Origin of the sequence: Undibacterium sp. 14-3-2, from assembly GCF_016595265.1 — a bacterium.
Classification (GTDB): domain Bacteria; phylum Pseudomonadota; class Gammaproteobacteria; order Burkholderiales; family Burkholderiaceae_D; genus Undibacterium; species Undibacterium aquatile.
This window is the reverse complement of the sequence record NZ_JAENGS010000003.1, coordinates 438,509-460,836: the sequence shown is the minus strand read 5'-3', so window position 1 is coordinate 460,836 and position 22,328 is coordinate 438,509. Positions and strand designations below refer to the sequence as shown.

Sequence of the window (22,328 nt, the reverse complement as noted above, 5' to 3'; positions counted from 1 at the left end):
GAACAGGACCGTGAAACGACTCTGCGCCAATGATAGTGCTGCAACCAGTGTGAAAGTAGGTTATCGTCAGGCTTGTATTCTGCGAACCCCCCGTTACCCAGCGTAACGGGGGGTTTTGCTTTTAGTGAGAGTACTAGTTTTTTAAATGTTTTTTCGCTGAAATTAAGCGAAAAAACGAATTGAGAGACTAGACAAAAAGCAGATGTTAAACTATAATGTTGCTTCTGTTGACGTTGGTGACACAGCGTTAAATGTTTGTCTGACTAAGCAAAAATATGGGTGCTTAGCTCAGTTGGTAGAGCGGCGCCCTTACAAGGCGTAGGTCGGGAGTTCGAGCCTCTCAGCACCCACCACAGATAAACATCGCAGTACAGGTTAAGTAGTTTCGGAGTGGTAGTTCAGTTGGTTAGAATACCGGCCTGTCACGCCGGGGGTCGCGGGTTCGAGCCCCGTCCGCTCCGCCAGTAATTGAGAAAACGAGTTGCGTAAGCAGCTCGTTTTTTTATTTGTACGTTCTGAATTCAATTTACCATGCGCTGTGTCACTTATGGTGCATCACTGTATTTTCCCGGACGTGACGCTAAGCATCAGGTATAAAAAAAGACGAGTGAGATACTCGTCTTTTAAATTCTCCCATCAAACTTGCTTACGCCGTTTTAGAACTTTCGAGTTCTCCATCCAGTGCAAACACAATGTCATCGAGCATTTTTGCTAATTCGGCCGTCATCAACATAAAGTCGGCATCGAAGCGTTCTTCCTCGTTGGTTCCTTTGTCTTTATCTTCGTCGAGAATATCCAGTGGCTTAATGCGTTTAATCGTCAGCGTATCTGTCAACACAAAGCTGATGCGGTCATCCCAGGTTAATGCCAGCTTAGTGCACTGCTTACCAGCCGCGATATGTTTCTGGACATCGTCAGGGTCAAGCGTATGACGCACATAGCGCACTGTCGCTTTATCTTCGGTTGACGATTTCAGCTCTGTATCCTGGTCAATCGTGAAGCCTTTTGGCGCTTCATTGCCAGCCAGCCAGCCTGTCATTGCAGCCTGAGGTGAGGATTTGACCCGTAAACCTTCGAGCGGAAGCTTGTCACAGCACTTCAATAGCAATTTGACGACTTCATCGGCACGAGACGGGCTTGATGCATCAATCACCAGCCAACGATTCGCCGGGTCGATCCAGACAAAGGTATTTCGTTTGACGCCAAATGCACGAGGAAGCAATTCGTCGGTAACGCGCTCTTTTAAATCTTTCATGGCTTTACGGCCGGGAGCAAAACCTTGCTGCTCTTCTATCTCAGCTGCACGGGCTTTTGTTACCTGATTGATGACGCTAGACGGCAGCAGTTTTTTTTCTGTTGCCAGTGCGATCAGAAACTGATGATTGACACTGTGAACCAGCATATCGTTGTTGCGAGGCGATGCCCAACCTTGGCTTTGCATTTCATTCGATGCACACTGCGCGAAAGAGATTCTGGATAATTGCGCATTTAATTCCTCTGCGCTGATGTTCCAGGGAGAGGTAAGACGAAAAACCTGTAAGTTCTTAAACCACATAGCGTATCCAAACGAAGAAAACTGACATTCTACACGCCGCCCCATCGCAACTCACGTCGTAAAACGCCAGCTTCACGACATTAAGCGTCCACTGGTCACATAGGATTGGAACGCAGTTCAATTGCCCACCATACTTCGCTCACAAATACATCAATTCATTATTTACCGAAGGGGGCAATCATGTTGCAACAAATTCTGATCAATACACCAATCTGGGTATGGGCGTTACTGGCTTTTCTTATCTATCGCGGCGTATTGATGAGCCTGGACCGTCAGGTCACGTTACGCGCTGTATTTATCTTACCTCTGCTCATGTTGGGACTGTCTTTGCAAGGGCTGATACAGCATTTTGGCATTCGCTTTGAATCAGTAGGGCTGTGGCTGCTTTCTGCCGTTTGCGTTAGCATTTTGAACGCTGCCTTTTTCGGTAAAAATAGTGTCCGTGTGGTATCAGAAAAGCTGATTCAGTTGCAGGGCAGCTGGATGCCACTCATCCTTATGATGTTGATTTTCTTCTTGAAATACTGTGAAAACATTGTTGTTGTAGTGCAGCCAGAGCTGCGCTCTAACGCTATGTTCATGAATGTCTGCAGCATCAGCTTCGGCATCATGAATGGTCTGTTTTTCGGTAAGCTTCTGAGAGTGCTGAGTTTACTGGCAAAACATAAACAACCTGCTTTGATGAAAACCACATCAACGCTTACACTTGCAGACGGACATGGCGCGGGGGAGACAGTATAATGACCGCTGTCCTTATTTAGATTTGTTGCGCAAACGCGATGAACCCTATGTGCCATGTTAGCTGAACAAAAACAAGAAATTCTCAATTCCTTAAAAAACGCGGTTGCCCCCATTTTGGAAGGCAGCGATTTGCAACCTACGATATTGCTTGAACGCCCGCGAGATCCTTCGCATGGCGATATCGCTTGCAATATCGCCATGCAGATCGCCAAACCTTTGCGTAAAAATCCACGTGAAATCGCTCAGGCAGTTGTTGCGAACCTGGAGGCACAAAATAATCCTCTGATTAGCGCCGTAGAGATTGCGGGTCCGGGCTTTATTAATATTCGTATCGCAACGGCTGCTAAACAGTCTGTAGTCAAAACGGTGCTGCAGCAAGGTGCTAATTACGGTCAGAGCCAACGCGGAGCCGGGCAAAAAGTTATCGTTGAATTCGTTTCGGCGAATCCGACCGGCCCCTTGCATGTCGGCCATGGTCGTCAGGGCGCGCTCGGTGATGCGCTCGCTGCCTTGCTGGATGTTCAGGGATACGATGTATCGCGCGAGTTTTACTATAACGATGCCGGTGTGCAAATCGGTAATCTCGCTTTATCCGTGCAGGCACGCGCCAAAGGCCATGCGCCGGGCGATGCCGCGTGGCCAGAATCAGCGTATAACGGCGATTACATCGCTGATATTGCGCGCGATTTTCTCGACAAAAAAACCGTTTCTGCCAGCAATGGTCAGCCAGTCACAGCAACGGGTGATGTCGACGATATAAATTCCATCCGCGAATTCAGCGTGACTTATCTGCGCCGCGAACAAGATACCGATTTGCTCGCATTTGGTGTGAAATTTGATAATTACTATCTCGAATCCTCTTTGTACACTGACGGTAAAGTCGAAGCCACAGTCAGTGCGCTCAAAGCTGCCGGTAAAACATACGAACAAGATGGCGCATTGTGGTTACGCACCACTGAGTATGGTGACGACAAAGACCGTGTGATGAAGAAGACCGACGGCACCTACACCTATTTCGTGCCGGACGTTGCCTATCACGTGACCAAGTGGGAACGCGGTTATCGTCAGGCGATTAACGTGCAGGGCAGCGACCATCATGGCACGATAGCCCGCGTCCGCGCTGGTTTGCAGGCATTGAATGTCGGTATTCCACAAGGCTACCCTGACTACATCCTGCACAAAATGGTCACCGTTATGAAGGATGGTGCCGAAGTCAAGATTTCCAAACGGGCAGGTTCTTATGTGACCGTGCGCGATCTGATCGAATGGTCGGGCGGCGGTGATGAACAGCGTGGCCGTGATGCAGTGCGTTTCTTCCTGATCTCGCGTAAAGCTGATACCGAATTTGTATTTGATGTCGACGTTGCCCTGGCGCGTTCGGACGAAAATCCTGTGTATTACGTCCAGTATGCGCATGCGCGTATCTGTTCCGTACTTGCACAATATGCGACCGATGAAGCCGCTTTTGCGCCATTGCTGAATGCTGATCTGTCGCCGCTGACAGCGCCGCGCGAAGCCAGTTTGCTTGCAAAAATTGCGGAATATCCTGAAGCATTGGAAAAAGCGCTGGATGAACTCGGCCCGCATCAGGTTGCTTTCTATTTACGCGATCTGGCTGGTGAATTGCATAGTTATTACAATGCCGAACGGGTATTAGTGGATGATGAGCCGACCAAGCTGGCACGTCTGGCACTGATGCTGGCAACCCGTCAGGTGATCCGTAACGGTCTGGCTCTGATCGGTGTATCTGCACCGAATAAAATGTAATCGTCATTTCCTTTCTGTCGTTCTGGTTGCAACTGTTGTTATGATTTTCAACCAGAATGACAGATCGCCTAAGCAGTACCGGTCAGTATTCACAGAGTACAATTTTTTCGTCGGAGACGCATGAAATCACATCACTCAACGCTGCAGCGTCAGCAAGGTAATACCTTAACAGGCATCATTATTGGTCTGGTCATTGGACTGGGCATTGCGGTGGCAGTCGCATTGCTGATCACAAAATCATCGACGCCTTTTACAAACAAAGGTGGAAAATCTGACAAACCCGATCAGCCGGTAACGCAGCTGCAGGATCCGAACCGACCTATGTATGGTAAGCCTGATGCGGTTAAAGAGGCGGCAAAGGAGCAGGCAAAAGACGCCGCAGTGGCCAAACCAGCCGACGTTGCACCGGCGCAGGCGGCTGTCCGCCCACCTGAAGTGAAAGCCGAAGCAAAGCCAGCGCAGGAAAAGACGGCAGCTGATAAAGTGAGCGACAAATCGGAAAAAGCAGCAGATGCGGCGGCGGATGATAAATACATCTATTTCCTGCAGGCCGGCGCTTTCAAAGAGCAGGCCGATGCTGATAGTGCCCGTGCCAAGCTGGCTCTGATCGGCTTTGAAGCCAGAGTGACAGAGAAAAATTCAGATACCGGTACGATGTATCGCGTCCGTGTCGGTCCGATAAATAATGCCGAAACAATGAACCGAATGAAGGCCAAATTGTCTGAGAATGGCGTTGATGTGGCAATTGTCAGAACTGCGAAGTAATCAGATTCAGTAATTCAGATTAATAAAGGAAAAGATATGCGTAGATTTACTCAAGCGATATATGCAGTATTTTTGCTGGGCTTAGGCCTGGTTTCAGCAGGTGCAGGAGCCTCTCCGGCCATGCCGCAATCCGGCGTTGAATACCGCGTACTCGGTCGTCCGCAGCCAACAGAAGCTGGTAAAAAAGTTGAAGTCATCGAATTTTTTGGCTATTTTTGCCCGCACTGCAATGCGCTCGAGCCTTTGATCGCAGAATGGGTCAAAAAGCAGGGCGACAATATTGTGTTTAAACGTGTCCACGTGAATTTTCATAATTTGGTGCAACAGCAAAAACTGTATCTGACACTGGAAGCAATGGGTAAAGCCGACGAGTATCAGATCAAAGCGTTTAATGCTTTGCACGTCGAACGTAACCGTTTGCAATCCGATGCAGAAGTCATGAGTTTCGTTGCCAAGTCTGGTCTCGATAAACAGAAATTTACTGATGTTTATAATTCCTTTGCGATTCAAAGCAAACTGAACCGTACCAATCAATTGCTGGAGTCGTACCAGGTTGATAGCGTTCCTATGGTCGCGGTGGATGGCCGTTTCCTTACTTCACCGGTAGAGTCCGTGCGCACCATGGGCCGTGTTTCTGAAGATACACAAAACCGTTCGCTATTGCAGGTACTCGATTTCCTGGTCAGTAAAGCGCAAAAAGAAAAAGCGGTTGCAGCGCCTGCTGCTGCGGCTGACAGTGGCAAGAAAAAATAAGCTGAAGTACGATGCAATAAGTCCGCTTCTGGCGGACTTTTTTTTTAATTGGACACTATGAAAAACGTTTTTATTACGGGTGCATCTTCCGGCATAGGCGCTGCGCTTGCGCGTGAATATGCGGCACAAGGCGCGACGTTGGGCTTGCTGGCTCGTCGCCGCGACAATCTTGAACAATTGCGCCGCAGCCTGCCAAATCCCGAGCTACATCATATTTACGCGCTCGACGTCACCGATCATGCGGCCTTAGCTGCTGCCGCTGCCGATTTCATACAAAAGACCGGCAAAGTCCATGTAGTGATTGCGAATGCAGGTATTTCCGTCGGCACCTTGACCGAATACGCTGGCGATCTCGCTGTTTTTGAACGCGTTGTACAAACCAATCTGACCGCCACCGTGGCGACGTTTGCGCCATTCATCCAGACCATGAAACGCGATGCGCAACAGGATGCATGCCGGCTCGTCGGGATTGCCAGCGTCGCCGGTATCCGTGGTCTGCCCGGCGCTGAAGCCTACAGCGCCTCGAAAGCCGCTGTCATCAGCTATTGCGAATCGTTGCGCGTTGAATTGAAAAAAAGCGGCATCCACGTCGTGACGATTGCGCCTGGCTACATCGATACGCCGATGACGCAGATCAACACCTATCGCATGCCCTTCCTGATGCCGGTGCAAAAATTCGCTGCGAAAGCGGTGCAGACGATAGACGCGGGTTGCTCTTATCGTGTTATTCCGTGGCAGATGGGCGTAGTCGCCAAGTGTTTAAGGCTGTTGCCAAATGCGCTGTACGACGCCGTATTTTCACGCGCCCCGCATAAGGCGCGGGCAGACGATCAGTGATAGATCAAATCAGATACCAGCGACGACTATGGTCAAAAAATGACGAACGATATCTTCCTTACCGATGCCATTGGGCAGCAACATCAGCCCGTGGCCGCAGCGCAAGCCAGAATCGTCAGTCTGGTGCCATCAATAACTGAGCTGATCTGCGATCTCGGTCTTGCATCTTCTCTTGTCGGGCGTACCGGGTTTTGTATACATCCCGCTGAGGCCGTGCAAGCGATTCCCAAAATCGGCGGTACCAAGGATGTGAATATTGAAAAAATCCGCCGGCTCGCACCGACGCATCTGATTGTGAATATCGATGAAAATGAAAAGCCGACGGTGGACTTGCTCGCAGAATTTATCCCGCATGTGATCGTGACGCACCCGAATACCCCGCGCGACAATCTTGCTTTATATCGTCTGCTCGGTGGAATTTTTCAGGTCGAGGCTGCGGCCGAACAACTCTGCTCGGCATTTGACAAGGCTTATGCCGATCTGACCGTGCCTGTCAGCCCACAACGCGTTTTGTACTGCATCTGGAAAGACCCGTGGATGACCATTGCGGGCGATACCTATATCGCGAATATGCTGAAGCTGGCGGGTTGCCAGGTCTGGGCTCCGGAAAACAATACCTTGCGCTATCCGGCTTTCAGTTGGAGCGACACAATGGCGACGCAATTTGACCACGTCTTATTGTCGACCGAACCTTATCGCTTCACGGAAGCCCATGTCGATGCGTTGGAACGCCAACTCGGCAAGCCTGTGCAACTGGTCGATGGTGAAATGCTGTCGTGGTACGGTAGCCGGGCGATCAAAGGCTTGATGTATTTAAAAACATTGAAATTTTAAATCTGAAAATATTTTTACAAATTTTGGCTATTCCGCATAAATGTCACACTGAGGACACAAACCAGACACACCAAGATTGACATGTTTTTCTTCAGGGGCTGATACTCAAATGCATAGAAATCTGTCTGAAACCAAGGGCTGGCCTGCACTTCGATTGGGCGTGGCCTGACGCGCTTGCTGCTTTGCCCGGCTGACAGATTTCTCATCAAATTGAATATCTCCCAATCAACATTGCAATTCTAAGGAATCTTGTCATGACCAAAATGCGTAAGGCCATTTTGCTCGCCCTCTATGGTGCCAGCTCTGCCGCAGCGTTGACTCCGGTTTGCGTGTACGCGCAGACCAGCCCGGAAAAAGCCTCTGATGCACCGGTACAAACGATGACCATCGTCGGTTCCCGCCGTATCAATTCTTCGGCCACGGAAACGCCATTACCAATCGACTTTATTTCTGTTTCCAAATCCGCTGAACAAGGTGGACAGTTCGATCTTGCTCAGACTCTGGCGAATATCTCGCCTTCGTTCAATTCCACCCGCCAGACTGGTGCCGATGGTGCCGATCTGGTGGATTCTGCGGCATTGCGCGGCCTGGGCTCAGACCAGACGCTGGTGCTGGTGAATGGCAAACGTCGCCACACCGTGTCGCTGGTCAATCTGTTCGGCGCGCGTAACCGTGGCAATACCGGTACTGATCTGAATGCGATTCCTGTCATGGCGATCAGCAATGTGCAGGTGTTGCGTGATGGCGCAGCGGCGCAATACGGTTCCGATGCGATTGCCGGTGTGATGGATATCAGCTTGAAAAAATCGCTAGGTTGTGAAGCCAGTTTCGGTTACAGCCAGTATTCTGTCGGCGATGGTAAAAACTATCTTCCGTCTGCCTATTGCGGCATACAGATTGGTGAAAAAGGCGTGCTCGGCGTGACGGTGGAATACACGGATCGCGGCCGTTCAAACCGGGCAGATCCGGGTAATCCGCGCACCATCGGTGACACCAAAGTCACAGGGCCTACCGTGTATCTGAACGGTGAAGTGCCGAATGGCGGCAACGATAAATTCTATTTCACGCTGGGAACGCAGCAACGTAAAGCCTCTTCAGCAGCATGGGCGCGTGGCGGTGTAGGTTCTGACGACATTCCTTCGCGCAATTCTACTGCGATGTACCCGAATGGCTTTGTGCCTTACATCAATGGCGATATCAACGACATCTACGGCATCGCCGGTTACCGCTTCAGCATAGGCGAATGGCGTGCGGATTTGTCGCAGACTTACGGTTTCAACGAACTCAAGTACAACATCAGCAATACTCTGAATGCATCCATCGCGAATAAAGATTTGCTGAGCGGCGGCAAAGGCATCAGCCCGAGCAGTTTTGATGCGGGCGGCTTCTCATTTTCACAAGCAACGACGAATCTGGATTTCAGCCGTTTCTTTGATGGTTTCATGAATGGCGTGAACGTCGCGTTTGGTGGCGAATACCGCCGTGAAAATTACAAAATTTTTGCCGGTGAACCAGGCTCTTACAATGATGTCGATGGTGTTGGTTTTGGTGGTAATGCTGGCAGTCAGGGCTTTCCGGGTTTTCAACCGGGGGATCGTACCGATCGCAGCCGCAACAGCCTGGCAGCGTATGTCGATATAGAAACCGATGTGACGAATCGCTTTAAAGTACAAACCGCAGTGCGTGGCGAACGTTACAGTGATTTCGGCTCCACGCTCACCGGTAAAGTTGCTGCGAGCTACAAAGCGACCGACGACGTGAATCTGCGTGGCTCGTTGAGCACAGGTTTCCGCGCACCGTCGCTGCAGCAAGTGTATTTTTCGTCGACCTTCACCGACTTCATTTCCGGCGTACCGATGGATGTGGTACTGGCACCGAATGGAGGCACCATTGCGAATGCCGCTGGTATCCCGAAACTACATGAAGAAAAATCGAAAAACTACACGCTGGGTCTGACGTATAAACCAAGCAATACGTTTTCTATGACAGCCGATTTGTACCGCATCGATATTTCTGATCGCATCGTTTTATCGGGTCGTTTTGATGCGAATAATTATCCGGCGCTGGGTGCAACGCTGTCTGCGCTGGGTGTTGGTCAGGCACAGTTTTTTGTGAACTCCATCAATACCAAAACGCAAGGTATCGATCTGACCGCATCGCATAAAACCAATCTTGGTGCAGGCAAACTCTCGACCTATCTGGGCCTCAATTACAGCAAAACTGAAGTCACGAAAGTGAATGCGCCGACATCGCTGAAAGGCTATGAAGATGTGTTGCTGTCCGAGCGTGAACGCCTGTTCATCGAACAAGGCGGCCCGCGCGTGAAAGGCACGCTGGCATTTAACTATGAGCAAGGGCCGTGGGCCAGCGAATTCAAAGTCATCCACTATGGTTCGCAAACACTGGGTACTTTCTCTGGTACGGCAGCAGGTGTGCCGAATGCGTATTACGAACCAAAAACCTCTGCCGATCTGGCAGTGACGTATGCATTCAATGACACCACCAAACTGACGGTTGGCGGTACGAATATTTTCAACGTCAAACCGACGCGTCAGAATCCGAATGAAACCGACAACGGTTTCTATTACGACAGCGTGCAGTTCGGTCTGGGCGGTGCGGCGTATTTCGTCAAACTGTGGAAAAAATTCTGATCAGGACACTGATCTTTCCGCCTGTATTTCCGGCGTAAAAAAAGGAGGCAAATGCCTCCTTTTTTATTTGATCATCGATGCAGAACATGCGCTGATATTATTGCCGGTTGGTCAGTGATACGCCCGCGATCACCAGCAAACCGCCAACGATCATCGACAACAAAATTGGTTCGCCCAGCAACAGCGCGGCGAGCGTGATACCGAACACCGGCACCAGATTATTGAATACCGCGGTTCGCGCCGGGCCGATGGCTTTCACGCCTTCGTAATACCAGACAAAACCGATCACCGTACCGAATGCACCCAGATACACGATGGCGGCCAGTACTGGCCAGGTCAGACGGCTGGTATCGAATTGCGGCCATTCCGTGACCGCGCCGCAGACCAATAGCGACAAGCCCCACAGCGATGCATACGTGGTTGCTGCGATCGGTGACAAACCGCGCAGCGCATGTTTGCCGATGATGGTGTAGGCAGCCCAGCCGCAGACCGCACACAGCATGAATAATTCGCCTTTACCGACTGATTGTGAGATATCACGGATCGCGCTGCCCAGATCGCCACGCGTGATCACCACCGCCGCACCGGCAAACGCAATCGCGATGCCCAGCCAGCGCCGCGCGCCGAGGCGTTCACCAAACAGTGCCGCCAGTGCCAGCGCCGTGACAATCGGATTCAGCGCGACAAACAAGGCCGTGCGCCCGGCGGGCATCAGTGCCAGTGCTGAAAAAAAGCAGATGTTATATAAAAAGATGCCCGTCGCACCGAGCGCAAATGTCGCCTGCATTTGCTGCCGCGTCAGTTTCGGCAAGCCGCCTTCGAGCTTCCACGCCAGCAACCACAGCAGGCCGCTGGCCACCGCAAAACGCAGCGCCGCCGCTGTCATATGCGGAATTTCACTCGCCACAATACGACCGGCAATAAAAGTGCCGCCCCAGAACAAGGCGACCGCAACCAGTTTCAGATACGTGGTGACAGGAACGGGAGTGTGGGCAGATTTCACGATTGCGCGCTTCAACAGAAAGCGTGAAGGGTACACGAAAATGCCGGTTCGCCGCATCAGCGCGACGCTGAGTTGTGCTATATCGCGTAAAGCCCGGCACGAAAGGAGCTGAAAATTCCCCGAAAAATGCCATAAAAAGCGAAAAAATGGGGAGTATCAGCCATTTTCGCCTTCATCTCCTTATAAACAAAGGGCGTTAAAAAATACTAGGGGGAGTATATTTTTGACTTCTGAAGGCCGGAATCACCGTTGCCGACGACTTGCAAGCGGATTGCCAATCGATCTGCATGCGGTTATCGTGCTGTGACCAGCAGAAAGATACGGAGCTCATCCATGCATCCCGACAAAGTTGACCGAAACCACCTGCGCCAGCTGACGGATTTACCGAATATCGGCAAGGCCGGTGCCGCCGATTTGCGTTTGCTGGGCATCAGCGCGCCTGCGGATTTGGTGGGGCAGTGTCCGTGGCAAATGTATGAAAAGCTGTGCCAGCTGACCGGCGTGCGGCACGATCCCTGCGTGATCGATGTGTTCATGTCGGTCACCGCATTCATGAATGGCGAACCTGCGAAACCGTGGTGGGAATTTACGGATGCCCGCAAGCTGGCGCAGGCGGAAAAAGCCGCTTTCTGAGTAAAAAGCGGGGAGTATCCCGGTTTTTTCCATTGATCTCCTTATAAACAAAGGGGATTGAAAAATACTCCACCCAGTATGTTGATGGTCTCAACAACGGCTTTGCTACGTTGTTGTGTTGCACAGCTGAGCCGTTACCTGTCGTATTCCTGATTTTTTGCCGTCGTTTTAATTGTCTTGTTACAAACCCCTTGTATAATTTTTGCAATAACTTCTTTGCTACTGATCGTAGTGATTGATTGCTGAGTAAACCGACAAAATAAGCCGACAAAAAGGAAGATGGATGAATACCTGTGTGAGCTGCGGTACTGACAACCGTGATGGTGCCAAGTTTTGTAAATCGTGTGGCACGTCGTTGTTACCGGCAGCGCCGCCGACGCCTGAGTGTCATCAATGCCATGCGCCACTGACCCCAGGCGCGCGTTTCTGCAAAAAATGCGGTGCCAGCACTGGCGCTGATGTGGCCGCTGTCACGGCAACGGATGTTGTGGCGGCAAATGCCAGCGAGGCACCAGTCAGCACGACAGAACAACCAACAGAACAGCCAGCAGATCTGCCGACAGCGCAGGCATTTATCGCCAGCATTGCCAGCGAAGCCGCGACAAATCCGCCTGTGCAAAGCGTGAGCGCCGCTGCTGACGATGTTGTGCCACCCGCAAACACGGATGTCCCTGTTACTGCAGCAACGCCAGCCGCAAGCACCGCGAGCGTCATTGAGACGCAGGCCGCCGCTAATGCAGCGGCGCAGCCATCGCTGCCAACTGGCGCTGACGGTTCCCCTTCCTATAACGCCCTGCCGGTCAGCAAGACGGCGACGCCGGTGACGGCCATCGTGCTGGTTGCGGCGGTCGTCGCAATTGCCGCAGGCGCTGGTGCTTACGTCTGGTATGCAAAATCCCGTTCGCAGACCGAGCCCGTTGTGACCAGTGCTGAACCCGTCGCCGCCTCATTGCCGAGCAGCCCGCCGGCGGATGTTGCACCGGCTCCAGCTTCCGCCGTTGCAATGCCGGAAGTGACGACAGCACCGACGACACCGGCAGCCACGGAAGCGCCTGCACCTGTGACCACCAAAAAGAAACGCCGGAACGACGATGATGAATTTGACGAAGATGACGATTTTTACGATGAACCAGTCAACGCTAAACGCCAACAGGGGGCACAGGCACAGCCAGGCGGCGAAATGATGCATGGTAAGGCGACGGCTTTGTTAAACCGTGCCGACAGTTTCATCGCCAGCGGTGATTACGATAATGCATTGGCGACGGCGCAGACGGCGCTGGCGCTGGACCCAGGAAATACCGCGGCTCTCGCAAAAATCAGGAAAATCAAACAACTGCGTTCACGCTATTAAACCAGTTCAGCACATGGGCATACGCATGATTTCGTGTGCCTATGTTCCGGCGTAGCATTGATAGCCCGCGCCGCACATCTTCCATCACCCATCATTGTTAACCCCGTCCAGAGTGACGACATCCATCGGAGACTACATGAGCAGCAATCCAAAGACTTCCGGCAGCCCATTTGTGTTGCTGCGTGCCGCAGAGGCCGCAACGAACTGGCGCGCGCTTGCCATGACTGGCATGGCAGCAATGGCTTTTTTCCTGTCTATGGCGATGACCGCCTGGCTGACACGCCACAGCTTTTTGCTGGGTGGCCTGTTTTCCATCGTGACGTTGATTGTCGGTATCACTGGCTATTCGGCGGTTGGTATTTTGCTGATGCGCCAGTCACAGGGACGTGAACTCAGTTTCACCGATGCGATTATCCAGGGCATTTTTACGGTACATCGCATGCTGGGCGTGGCGCTGGTGTTGCTGGTGATTTTTTTGCTGGTGGCGCTGCTTGCGTTTGCCGTGCTTTTTTTGTGTAAGTTGCCCGGGCTTGGTTCCTTGCTGTATGCCGTTATGTTGCCATTGCTGACGGTGATCATCGGCGTCACTTTTGCCAGTATATTTTATGTAGCCATGCCTCTGGCGGCACCGGCAATCTGGGCCGGTAACTCGGTAATGGAAACGATTGCCCGTTTGTTTGTGATTGTCCGTCAACGTTTGCTGATGACGATTACTTATATCGTCGTGCTGTCTTTCCTGGTGCTGTTTTTGTCTGGCGTGGTGTCTTTCATTTTGTTTTCCGGCTATGTCACGACAATGGGAATTTCTCAGGCCGTCGGCATTAATCCTATGGGAAATGTGATGGGAATGATGTCAGGCATCATGGGAAACCATATGGGAAATCAGATGGGATATGGCGGCGGCTTTGAGGCTCTGGAGAGCGGCATGGCGTACACCGGTGCGTTTGGTTTCGCAACCGGGCTGCTGTTCAGCGTTGGCATGGTCATTCCGTTTCTGACGATGATTAATGGTACCTGTCTGATTTATCTGCAAGTGACGGATGGTCTGAATTTCACCGAAGCGGAAGAACAATTACAGGCGCAGATGCAGGAGGCAAAACGTCGTGCCAACGAAGCCAAAGACCGCGCCGGGGCAAAATTGCAGGAAGCAAAAGACGCCGCAGCTGCGTCTGCGGCCAAGAATAATCAGCCGACGACGAAAGCCGAAGCAGATATCGCCCCAACAGTGACGCCAGCAACGCCGCCTGCGCCTGTTGCACCAGTTGCCAGAATATGTTCTGCCTGCAAAGCACCATTGGCAGCAGACGACATTTTCTGCGGTGAATGCGGCACAAAAAATGCGCTGTAAAAACTCTTATAAATCCGGTGCGATACAAGCTTCAGGCCAGTCGTCAAAGCGATATTTCAGCGTTGTACGACTGGCCTGACAGATCAGCTCAAACGCCATAGGCGGGTTGTTTTGGACGACAGAAATTTATGCGGAAATGGGTCGCACTCAGTTATATTGTGAATGCCGTTCGTGTTGAAGGCAGTGGATTTTGACTGAGTGACGATAGCCGATTTTCGGGAGCATTTCATGGGCATGAGCTGTTTTTATCTGACGCTGACACAGGAAAAACTGGATGAACTGAAACAGCATCCCGGACAAGTCCGCCAATTTATTTTTGCCAAAAACGGCGGCAATGACGAAGCGGAATTGTTTGATCTCGAAAAAGCCTGGCACGGCATACAGTATTTGCTCAATGGTGCGACTTTTGGCGGTGACGAACCTTTGGGGTGGGCGGTGTTTGGCGATCAGGAAGTCAGTGATGATCTTGGTAAAGGCCCCGCCCGTTGCCTGACCGCGCATCAGGTCGCCGCAGTCAGTGCCGCGTTGCAGGAAATGCCCGCATCCGCGCTGGCGCAGCGCTTTGATGCAGCAAAGATGGAAAAAGCGCAGGTTTATCCTGAAGGGATGTGGATCACCGACGGGGTGCAGGCATTAAATTATTTGCTGGAACATTATTCCCATCTGCAAAATTTTTATGCAAATGCCGCCGTACATGGCAAGGCGGTCATCTGTTTTATCAGTTAGATCGTTGAGGTGTGTGTTATCCAGATTAGTTAAGGAGCGGTGTGATGCATACAGCAACAGGATTCAGAAAGCGTTCATACATCGGTAAGTTGATCGGTTTGACGGCATTGATGGTCGCGTCTACTCAGGTTGTCGCGGCGGAGCGTATTTCGCTGACGCGTCAGGATGGTCAGAGTGTCCCCGCTTTGGTGTATCAGAATGTGTTGCCATGTCAGGGCGTGGCAATTATTTCCCATGGCGCTGGTGGTTCGGAAAAAGGCTATGTCTATCTGGCTGAATTCATGGCGAAAGAAGGTTTTCTGAGCATCGTTCCCGGACATCTGGAAAGCGGCAGACAATCTTTGCGTGAAGCCAGGCGTGGCGGCAGTTTGCAGGATGGTCTGACGGAATTAGTCACCGATGCCCCCGCTTATGCGGCGCGGCTGATGGACATTAATGCAGCGCGTCAATGGGCTGCATCACGTTGTACTGGCAGACGCGCGGTTTTAGTCGGTCATTCCATGGGGGCGGCAGTGGCCATGATGGATGCTGGTGCCGACAATAAAATGGGCGTGACCGGCGCTGCCAGTTTCGATGCGTATATTGCCTTGTCGCCACAAGGTGAAGGATTGATTTTTCCCGCCCATGCCTGGTACAAAATCAGTAAGCCAGTGTTATTGATGACAGGAACCAGAGACGATGATCTGGCACATGCTTCCTGGCGTACCCGTACCGAACCGTTTGCCGACATGTCTCCGGGCTGCAAATGGCTGGGTATCGTGAATGGTGCGTCACATATGAATTTTGGCGGGAATGGTTTATTGCATCGTACCGAAGGACTGACCACGCAAACCATCCATGCGTTTTTGCAAGGTGAGCAAAGCGGAAATTGTGCGGCGCCGTCACCGTTGGCGGGCATGGAACTCAGAACAAAATAGCCGCCTGCCATCAGTTCGTGTGAACCGTTGCAGGCAGGTCAGCTTGCTTGTTACCGCAATGTCAGTGCCTATGTTCTGGCAACAAAACGGATGATGCCGTCATCACTTGTTTGCCGCTGCAAAATGCCGTCAAACCACAGTTTGTGCAGATGCGCGAGTGCTTCGCCGATAGCAAATGTCAGCTGGTGGGCATCGAGCGGGCGGCGGAACATCAGTGGCACGATGTCACAGGCCGATTGCGGTGTCGTGCAAGCAGCAACGACTTCGGCCAGGCGTTCAGCGTGATGTTCTTCTAATTGCGTGATGCGCGTATGCAGACCCTTGAATGGTTTGCCATGCGAAGGCAGGATCAGCACATCCTCAGGCAGCGGCAGGTATTTTTTGAGGGAGTCGAGATATTGCTGAACCGGATTGGCTTCCGGCTCAATCGCAAACACGGATACATTCGTGGAAATGCGCGGCAACAGCATATCGCCAGAAATCAGAATATTCAGGTCAGCACAATACAACGACGCGTGTTCTGGCGAGTGACCAAAACCGGTGATGATTTGCCAGCGGCGCTGATGAATCGTCAGGTCGATGCCTTCCTGCAAGCGGCGGTAAGAAGTCGGCACCGTCGGCACCATGCGGCTGTAATGGCTTTTTCTTTCCTGTATCTGTTCCTGCATTGCCGGATCTAGCCCATGTTTGCGGAAATGCGGAAACATTGCTGTGCCATCCGCACCCGGTAAGCCAGCCGACATCATGCGGGCAAAGCCATATTCGCCCGCTGTCATCCACAGCGGCACGTTCCACAAGGTGCACAACCAGTCTGCCAGACCGATATGATCAGGATGGCAGTGGGTGGCAATCACCCGCACCACCGGCAAGCCGCGCAGATGATTGTGCAGATCACCGAACAACACTTCCCAGGCATCACGGGTGGCATCGCTGGCGATGCCGCAATCGACAATTGTCCAGCCATGTACCCGCCCCTGCGCGGTCTCGACTTCATCTTCCAGCAGCCACAGATTGATGTGGTTCAGTGCAAACGGCAGGCCCATCCGTATCCATAAAACGCCGGGCGCTATTTCCACCGTCTTGCCAGATTCCGGCAGGGTTTCGCCAAACGGATAATCGAGTTGTTGTTCCAGGTGATTCATTGTTGTCTCTTCTCTTTTTGGTACGTACGTTGTAGCCGGAATAGCCTACAATGCGTTTTTATGCAATTGACGTTAACGTCAATTCGATTTCAGCGATTGTAATCAGAAAAACGATTTTGTGTACTAAAACTATGGCCACCTACACCATTACCGACTTAGCCCGCGAATTTGATATCACGCCACGAGCGATACGTTTTTACGAAGATCAGGGCTTGTTAAGCCCGACCCGCGAAGGTCCCAGCGGTCGCAATCGCGTCTATACCGCGCGCGAACGCACGCAACTGAAGCTGACCCTGCGTGGTAAGCGTCTGGGTCTGAGCCTGTCGGATATCAAGAGCCTGGTCGACATGTACCGCTCACCAAAAGATACCGAAGCGCAATTACAGAGCTTTCTGGTGGTGCTGGCACGGCACCGCGCTTCACTTGAGCAGCAGCGCGAGGATATCGAAGTCATGCTGGCGGAAATCAGTGCACATGAAGATAAAAGCCGGCGTTTGCTGGCCTTACACACGAAAGCTGGTCAGACCGCGTAGAAATACCAGTCTGCACAAAACGCAATGAATTGACGTTTACGTTAACGTCAATTAGTCGTATTATTTCCTACGCTCAGATTTTGTATTTTCGGGGAACCTTTATGTATCAGGACGCCACATCCGCAGCACCCGCCGCACTTGATCACATGCTGGCGCTGACCTTGCTGCAGAGCTTCAACGGGCAGGGTGCGTTGATGGCGTGGAATGCGAAACTGACCGGAATGACGCCCGGCACCTGTGAGATCAGCTTGCCATACAGCGATGCTGTCAGTCAGCAACATGGCTATTTTCATGGCGGCGTGATTGGCACGCTGGCGGATGCTGCCGGTGGTTATGCCGCAAATACATTGTTGATGCCTGTAAGTGAGTGCTTAACTGCCGAGTATAAAATTAATATCGTTGCACCCGGCATAGGCGATACCCTGATCGCCCGTGGCAAGGTCTTGAAATCAGGAAAACCCCTGGTCGTTTCAAGCGCCGAGGTGTTTGTCGTCAATCAGGGGCAAGAAAAATTGTGCGCGATCATGCAACAGACTTTGTTTGTGATCGCAAAAAAATAACTGACGGTCCGCCGTGACGGTCAATGTAGTCGCAGCAAAAAATAACAGTATGGATGCAAAATTGGTTTCGCAAGGCTATCGCTGCGAAACCGGGATTGCGCCACTCTGATGAATAAAAAAGATTCTGTTCCATCATTACAGTGAGGATGACATGCTCCATTTACCCGGTTTAACTTTTGATCATGGCGACGATATCGCCGCTTTGCGTGAAGCCGTTCAACAATTTGCTGCCGCCGAAATCGCGCCGCGTGCGGCCGAAATCGACCGCAACGACCAGTTCCCTATGGATCTGTGGCGCAAGATGGGCGATCTCGGCATTCTGGGTGTGACCGTCAGCGAAGAATACGGCGGCGCCAACATGGGCTATCTCGCCCACATTATCGCCATGGAAGAAATCTCACGCGCCTCCGCTTCGGTTGGTCTGTCGTACGGCGCGCACTCGAATCTGTGCGTGAACCAGATCAAACGCAACGGCACCGAAGAGCAAAAACAAAAATACCTGCCGAAACTGATTTCCGGCGAACACATCGGTGCGCTCGCCATGTCTGAGCCGAATGCCGGTTCCGACGTCGTCAGCATGAAATTGCGCGCCGATTTCAAAGGTGACCGCTGGGTGCTGAATGGCACCAAGATGTGGATCACCAATGGCCCTGACGCCGACGTGCTGGTGGTGTATGCAAAAAACGATCTGGAAGCTGGCCCACGTGGCATGACCGCTTTCCTGATTGAAAAAGGATACAAAGGTTTCAGCATTGCGCAAAAACTCGACAAGCTCGGCATGCGCGGTTCCCATACCGGTGAACTGGTCTTTGAAGATTGCGAAGTACCTGCAGAAAACGTGCTCGGCGGCTTGGGCAAAGGCGTGAACGTGCTAATGTCCGGCCTCGATTTCGAGCGCACGGTTTTGTCCGGAGGCCCGCTCGGCATCATGCAAGCGTGTATGGATGTTGTTGTGCCTTACGTGCATGACCGCAAACAGTTTGGTCAGCCGATTGGCGAATTCCAACTGATGCAAGGCAAACTCGCCGACATGTATTCGACCATGATGGCTTGTAAAGCTTATGTGTACGCAGTCGGCCAGGCTTGCGACCGTGCCACCAATCCGGAACAAGTCCGCGCCTTACGCAAAGATGCTGCTGGCGCGATTTTGTACTCGGCAGAAAAAGCGACCTGGATGGCAGGTGAAGCGATCCAGACGCTGGGCGGCAATGGCTATATCAATGAGTACCCGGTCGGCCGCCTGTGGCGCGATGCCAAACTGTATGAAATCGGTGCCGGTACCAGCGAAATCCGCCGCATGCTGATAGGCCGCGAGCTGTTTGCGGAAACGAAGTAAACTGGATTTATCGTACTCGTGCGCACTCCCTTAAGCCACGCTTACACGTAAGGGATTGCGCGTACACAGCAACTATACTCAGTCATGACCCAATTACACATCACGACACCGGTGCTTGCGCATCGCCCGCTTTCCGCTCAGCTACATAAATCAGTCTGGCTGAAGATGGATAATTTGCAGCCCTCGGGCTCGTTCAAATTACGCGGCATCGGTCTGATGTGTCAGCGCGCTGCTGCGCTGGGGGCGCAACATTTTGTTTGCCCTTCAGGCGGCAACGCTGGGTTTGCGGCTGCGGTTGCGGGTGTGGCGCTGGGTCTGCCGACCACGATTTTTGTCCCTGAAACTACCGCTGAAAGTGTGCGTGCCGAAATTCGCGCGATCGGTGCGACCGTGATCGTCAATGGCAAAGTGTGGGACGAAACCAATCAGGCGGCTTTGCAAGCCTGCGAACAGCCGGGTGCGGTGTATATCCCACCATTCGACCATCCTGATATCTGGAATGGCAATGCGACTTTGATCGACGAGCTTGCTGGTACGCTGGATTTTGACGTTGTGCTGTGCTCTGTCGGCGGTGGCGGCTTATTAAGTGGCATTGTGCAGGGCTTACACCGCAATGGTCTGGCGCATATTCCTGTTATTGCTGTAGAAACAGAAGGTGCGGCATCTTTACATGCATCAGTACTAGCGGGTGAACTGGTGACATTGCCTGCGATTACATCAATCGCCACCACATTGGGCGCGCGTCGGGTGGCGCAACAAGCGTTCGACTGGACGCAGAAACATGAGATTCACAGTGTCATCGTCAGCGATGCACAGGCAGTTGCCGCCTGTCTCGCGTTTGCGGATGATATGCGCACGCTGGTAGAGCCCGCTTGCGGTGCCACGCTGGCGGTGGCGTACCAGAACCTGCCTGTATTAAAAGAATTTAAGCGTCCCTTGATCGTGGTATGCGGTGGTATCGCTGTTGATATGGTAAAACTAGAGGCTTGGAAAACCCAGTTCAACCTGCCCTGAGCCATCGCTATGCCAAACACGCATTTTCCTAAGTTATTGTCGTCCCAGATCGCGTTTGATATCGCGCGCACGATACTGGACGGCTTTGACAAGCATTACCATTTATTCCGTATCAGTAGTCAGCAGGCAAAGCAGTTTTTTGAGGCGGGCGACTGGAAAGCGGCACAAATCGCCGCCCGTGAACGTATTCAGTTTTACGACACCCGCGTGCGGGAATGTGTGCGCGTGCTGGAAGATGATTACGATGAAAACGATCTGACAGATGAGGTCTGGCGTGAAGTCAAACTGCATTACATGGGTTTGCTGATCGACCACTTACGTCCGGAACTGGCTGAGACTTTTTTCAATACCGTCTGCACGAAATTACTTAACAGAAATTATTTTCATAATGATTTCATTTTCGTGCGCCCGGCAACTTCAACTGAATACATAGAACGTGACGATACGCCGCCGACTTATCGCGTGTATTACCCGGCAACTGACGGTCTGAATTACACGATCAAACGCATCGTCACGAATTTTCAGCTCAATACCCCTTTTGAAGATCTTGATCGCGATGTCGCCGTCGTCGAGGCACGTTTGCGTGAACATTTCGGGCGTGAAAAGCTGGAACCGAATCACCAGATTCAGGTGTTGGCGAATTTGTTTTACCGGAATAAATCTGCCTACATCATAGGCAAAGGCATTAACGGCAATCGCGAATATCCGTTTGTGATTCCGCTGATGCATAAACGGAAAAATGAGCTGGTACTCGATACGATCTTGTTTGATGTGATGCAGATTACGGTGCTGTTTTCATTCACACGTGCGTATTTCATGGTCGATATGGAAGTGCCATCGGCGTATGTACAATTCATCCGCAGTATTTTGCCGAAGAAACCGCGTAGCGAAATCTATACGATGATCGGTTTGCAAAAACATGGCAAAAACCTGTTCTATCGCGATTTTCTGCATCATCTGAAATACTCGTCGGATCGCATCGAAGCGGCACCCGGTATTCGCGGTCTCGTTATGCTGGTGTTTGCACTGCCTTCTTTCCCGTATGTGTTCAAGCTGATCAAAGACAGTTTCCCGCCGCCGAAAGAAACCACCCGGGCGCTGATTAAAGAAAAATATCTGCTGGTGAAAAACCATGACCGTGTTGGTCGCATGGCCGACACGCTGGAATATTCCGATGTCGCTTTTCCACGTTCGCGGTTTTCTGAAGAATTGCTCGAAGAAATCCGCCAATACGCGCCGTCCATGCTGGAAGTGAATGATGAAGAAGTAGTCATCAAACATCTGTACATAGAACGCCGCATGACACCGCTGAATATCTGGCTGACAGAAGCTGAGCAGCGTGGTGATATGCAGGCGATGGAACAGGGCGTGCTGGAATACGGTAATGCGATTAAAGATCTGGTCTCGGCGAATATTTTCCCGGGTGACATGTTGTATAAAAACTTTGGCGTGACACGTCATGGTCGTGTCGTTTTTTATGACTACGATGAAATTGAGTACATTACCGACTGCACTTTCCGCAAGATACCGTTGCCGCGCAATGAAGAAGACGAGATGTCCGCTGAACCGTGGTATCCGATTGCAAAGAATGACGTATTTCCTGAGCAATTCGGCACTTTCCTGCTCGGAAATCAGAAAGTAAAAGAATTTTTTATGAAACACCACGCTGACTTGCTGACCGCCGATTACTGGCAGGGTCGCAAGCTACGTATCGTGGACGGCAAGGTGGATGATGTCTTCCCGTATCCGCAGGAAGTCAGGTTTATCAATAAAGAGTTAGCACAGCAAAAATAATTTTTTTATGTCTTATCAGTATCAACAGTCTTAATCGCGCTTGCAGATGTTTTCAGAGAAAAACAGAC

Annotated in this window: 20 protein-coding genes and 2 tRNA genes; 19 read left to right on the top strand and 3 right to left on the bottom strand. The window is 51.6% G+C overall.

From position 1 onward, the window contains the following. Window positions 1-277 precede the first annotated feature (277 nt). Window positions 278-353 (top strand) — tRNA-Val (locus Undi14_RS10085). A gap of 34 nt (window positions 354-387) precedes the next feature. Continuing rightward, window positions 388-464 (top strand) — tRNA-Asp (locus Undi14_RS10080). A 182-nt stretch (window positions 465-646) separates the two neighbouring features. On the opposite strand, the gene Undi14_RS10075 is transcribed toward Undi14_RS10080, so the two are convergent. Next, window positions 647-1,555 carry a recombination-associated protein RdgC gene (locus tag Undi14_RS10075; protein ID WP_200179900.1) on the bottom strand — a complete coding sequence of 303 codons (909 nt, stop codon included), beginning with the start codon at window positions 1,553-1,555 and terminating at the stop codon, window positions 647-649. Between the two features lie 180 nt (window positions 1,556-1,735). Between Undi14_RS10075 and Undi14_RS10070 the strand changes: the two genes are divergently transcribed. The 7 genes from Undi14_RS10070 (at window position 1,736) to Undi14_RS10040 (ending at window position 9,903) form a co-directional block, all read left to right on the top strand. Beyond that, entirely contained in the window at window positions 1,736-2,296 is a 561-nt protein-coding gene (locus Undi14_RS10070; protein WP_200179899.1) for a DUF6622 family protein, read from the top strand. A 54-nt stretch (window positions 2,297-2,350) separates the two neighbouring features. Further along, window positions 2,351-4,063 (top strand): arginine--tRNA ligase, encoded by a 1,713-nt coding sequence (argS, locus tag Undi14_RS10065; RefSeq protein ID WP_200179897.1) that lies wholly within the window; start codon window positions 2,351-2,353, stop codon window positions 4,061-4,063. Window positions 4,064-4,183: 120 nt separating this feature from the next. After that, a complete protein-coding gene (locus Undi14_RS10060; protein ID WP_200179894.1) occupies window positions 4,184-4,828 on the top strand; it encodes an SPOR domain-containing protein in 645 nt (214 codons plus the stop codon). A 36-nt stretch (window positions 4,829-4,864) separates the two neighbouring features. Continuing rightward, window positions 4,865-5,581, top strand: a complete 717-nt coding sequence (locus Undi14_RS10055) for a thiol:disulfide interchange protein DsbA/DsbL (RefSeq protein WP_200179893.1) — start codon at window positions 4,865-4,867, stop codon at window positions 5,579-5,581. Between the two features lie 57 nt (window positions 5,582-5,638). Beyond that, complete coding sequence (locus Undi14_RS10050) at window positions 5,639-6,418, top strand: SDR family oxidoreductase (RefSeq protein WP_200179891.1); 780 nt, start codon at window positions 5,639-5,641, stop codon at window positions 6,416-6,418. A 39-nt stretch (window positions 6,419-6,457) separates the two neighbouring features. Then, entirely contained in the window at window positions 6,458-7,252 is a 795-nt protein-coding gene (locus tag Undi14_RS10045; protein WP_234030509.1) for a helical backbone metal receptor, read from the top strand. A gap of 254 nt (window positions 7,253-7,506) precedes the next feature. After that, window positions 7,507-9,903 carry a TonB-dependent siderophore receptor gene (locus tag Undi14_RS10040; RefSeq protein ID WP_200179889.1) on the top strand — a complete coding sequence of 799 codons (2,397 nt, stop codon included), beginning with the start codon at window positions 7,507-7,509 and terminating at the stop codon, window positions 9,901-9,903. 97 nt (window positions 9,904-10,000) lie between these two features. Here Undi14_RS10040 and Undi14_RS10035 read toward each other — a convergent pair whose 3' ends face one another. Next, a complete protein-coding gene (locus tag Undi14_RS10035; RefSeq protein WP_370589929.1) occupies window positions 10,001-10,906 on the bottom strand; it encodes a DMT family transporter in 906 nt (301 codons plus the stop codon). 333 nt (window positions 10,907-11,239) lie between these two features. Here Undi14_RS10035 and Undi14_RS10030 point away from each other — a divergent pair, with 333 nt between their 5' ends. The 5 genes from Undi14_RS10030 (at window position 11,240) to Undi14_RS10010 (ending at window position 15,881) form a co-directional block, all read left to right on the top strand. Next, a complete protein-coding gene (locus tag Undi14_RS10030; RefSeq protein WP_200179885.1) occupies window positions 11,240-11,539 on the top strand; it encodes a helix-hairpin-helix domain-containing protein in 300 nt (99 codons plus the stop codon). Window positions 11,540-11,822: 283 nt separating this feature from the next. Continuing rightward, on the top strand, window positions 11,823-12,890 hold the full coding sequence (locus Undi14_RS10025; protein ID WP_200179884.1) for a zinc ribbon domain-containing protein: 1,068 nt from the start codon (window positions 11,823-11,825) through the stop codon (window positions 12,888-12,890). 136 nt (window positions 12,891-13,026) lie between these two features. Next, the gene (locus Undi14_RS10020; protein ID WP_200179883.1) at window positions 13,027-14,238 is read left to right on the top strand and encodes a zinc ribbon domain-containing protein; all 1,212 of its coding nucleotides are present in this window, start codon (window positions 13,027-13,029) and stop codon (window positions 14,236-14,238) included. 228 nt (window positions 14,239-14,466) lie between these two features. Then, window positions 14,467-14,964: a YfbM family protein gene (locus tag Undi14_RS10015; RefSeq protein WP_200179882.1), complete on the top strand. Its 498-nt coding sequence runs from the start codon at window positions 14,467-14,469 to the stop codon at window positions 14,962-14,964. 44 nt (window positions 14,965-15,008) lie between these two features. Beyond that, on the top strand, window positions 15,009-15,881 hold the full coding sequence (locus Undi14_RS10010) for an alpha/beta fold hydrolase (protein ID WP_200179881.1): 873 nt from the start codon (window positions 15,009-15,011) through the stop codon (window positions 15,879-15,881). Between the two features lie 68 nt (window positions 15,882-15,949). Here the strand turns inward: Undi14_RS10010 and Undi14_RS10005 are convergent, their stop codons facing one another. After that, complete coding sequence (locus tag Undi14_RS10005; RefSeq protein WP_200179880.1) at window positions 15,950-17,023, bottom strand: MBL fold metallo-hydrolase; 1,074 nt, start codon at window positions 17,021-17,023, stop codon at window positions 15,950-15,952. Window positions 17,024-17,154: 131 nt separating this feature from the next. Here Undi14_RS10005 and Undi14_RS10000 point away from each other — a divergent pair, with 131 nt between their 5' ends. From Undi14_RS10000 to aceK, 5 genes are all read left to right on the top strand, one after another. After that, entirely contained in the window at window positions 17,155-17,556 is a 402-nt protein-coding gene (locus tag Undi14_RS10000; protein WP_186884590.1) for a MerR family DNA-binding transcriptional regulator, read from the top strand. A gap of 101 nt (window positions 17,557-17,657) precedes the next feature. Further along, a complete protein-coding gene (locus tag Undi14_RS09995; protein ID WP_200179879.1) occupies window positions 17,658-18,116 on the top strand; it encodes a PaaI family thioesterase in 459 nt (152 codons plus the stop codon). A 151-nt stretch (window positions 18,117-18,267) separates the two neighbouring features. Continuing rightward, complete coding sequence (locus Undi14_RS09990) at window positions 18,268-19,452, top strand: isovaleryl-CoA dehydrogenase (RefSeq protein WP_200179876.1); 1,185 nt, start codon at window positions 18,268-18,270, stop codon at window positions 19,450-19,452. A gap of 84 nt (window positions 19,453-19,536) precedes the next feature. Then, entirely contained in the window at window positions 19,537-20,466 is a 930-nt protein-coding gene (locus Undi14_RS09985) for a pyridoxal-phosphate dependent enzyme (RefSeq protein WP_200179874.1), read from the top strand. Window positions 20,467-20,475: 9 nt separating this feature from the next. Then, on the top strand, window positions 20,476-22,260 hold the full coding sequence (aceK, locus tag Undi14_RS09980; protein ID WP_186884237.1) for a bifunctional isocitrate dehydrogenase kinase/phosphatase: 1,785 nt from the start codon (window positions 20,476-20,478) through the stop codon (window positions 22,258-22,260). The last annotated feature ends 68 nt before the right edge of the window (window positions 22,261-22,328 follow it).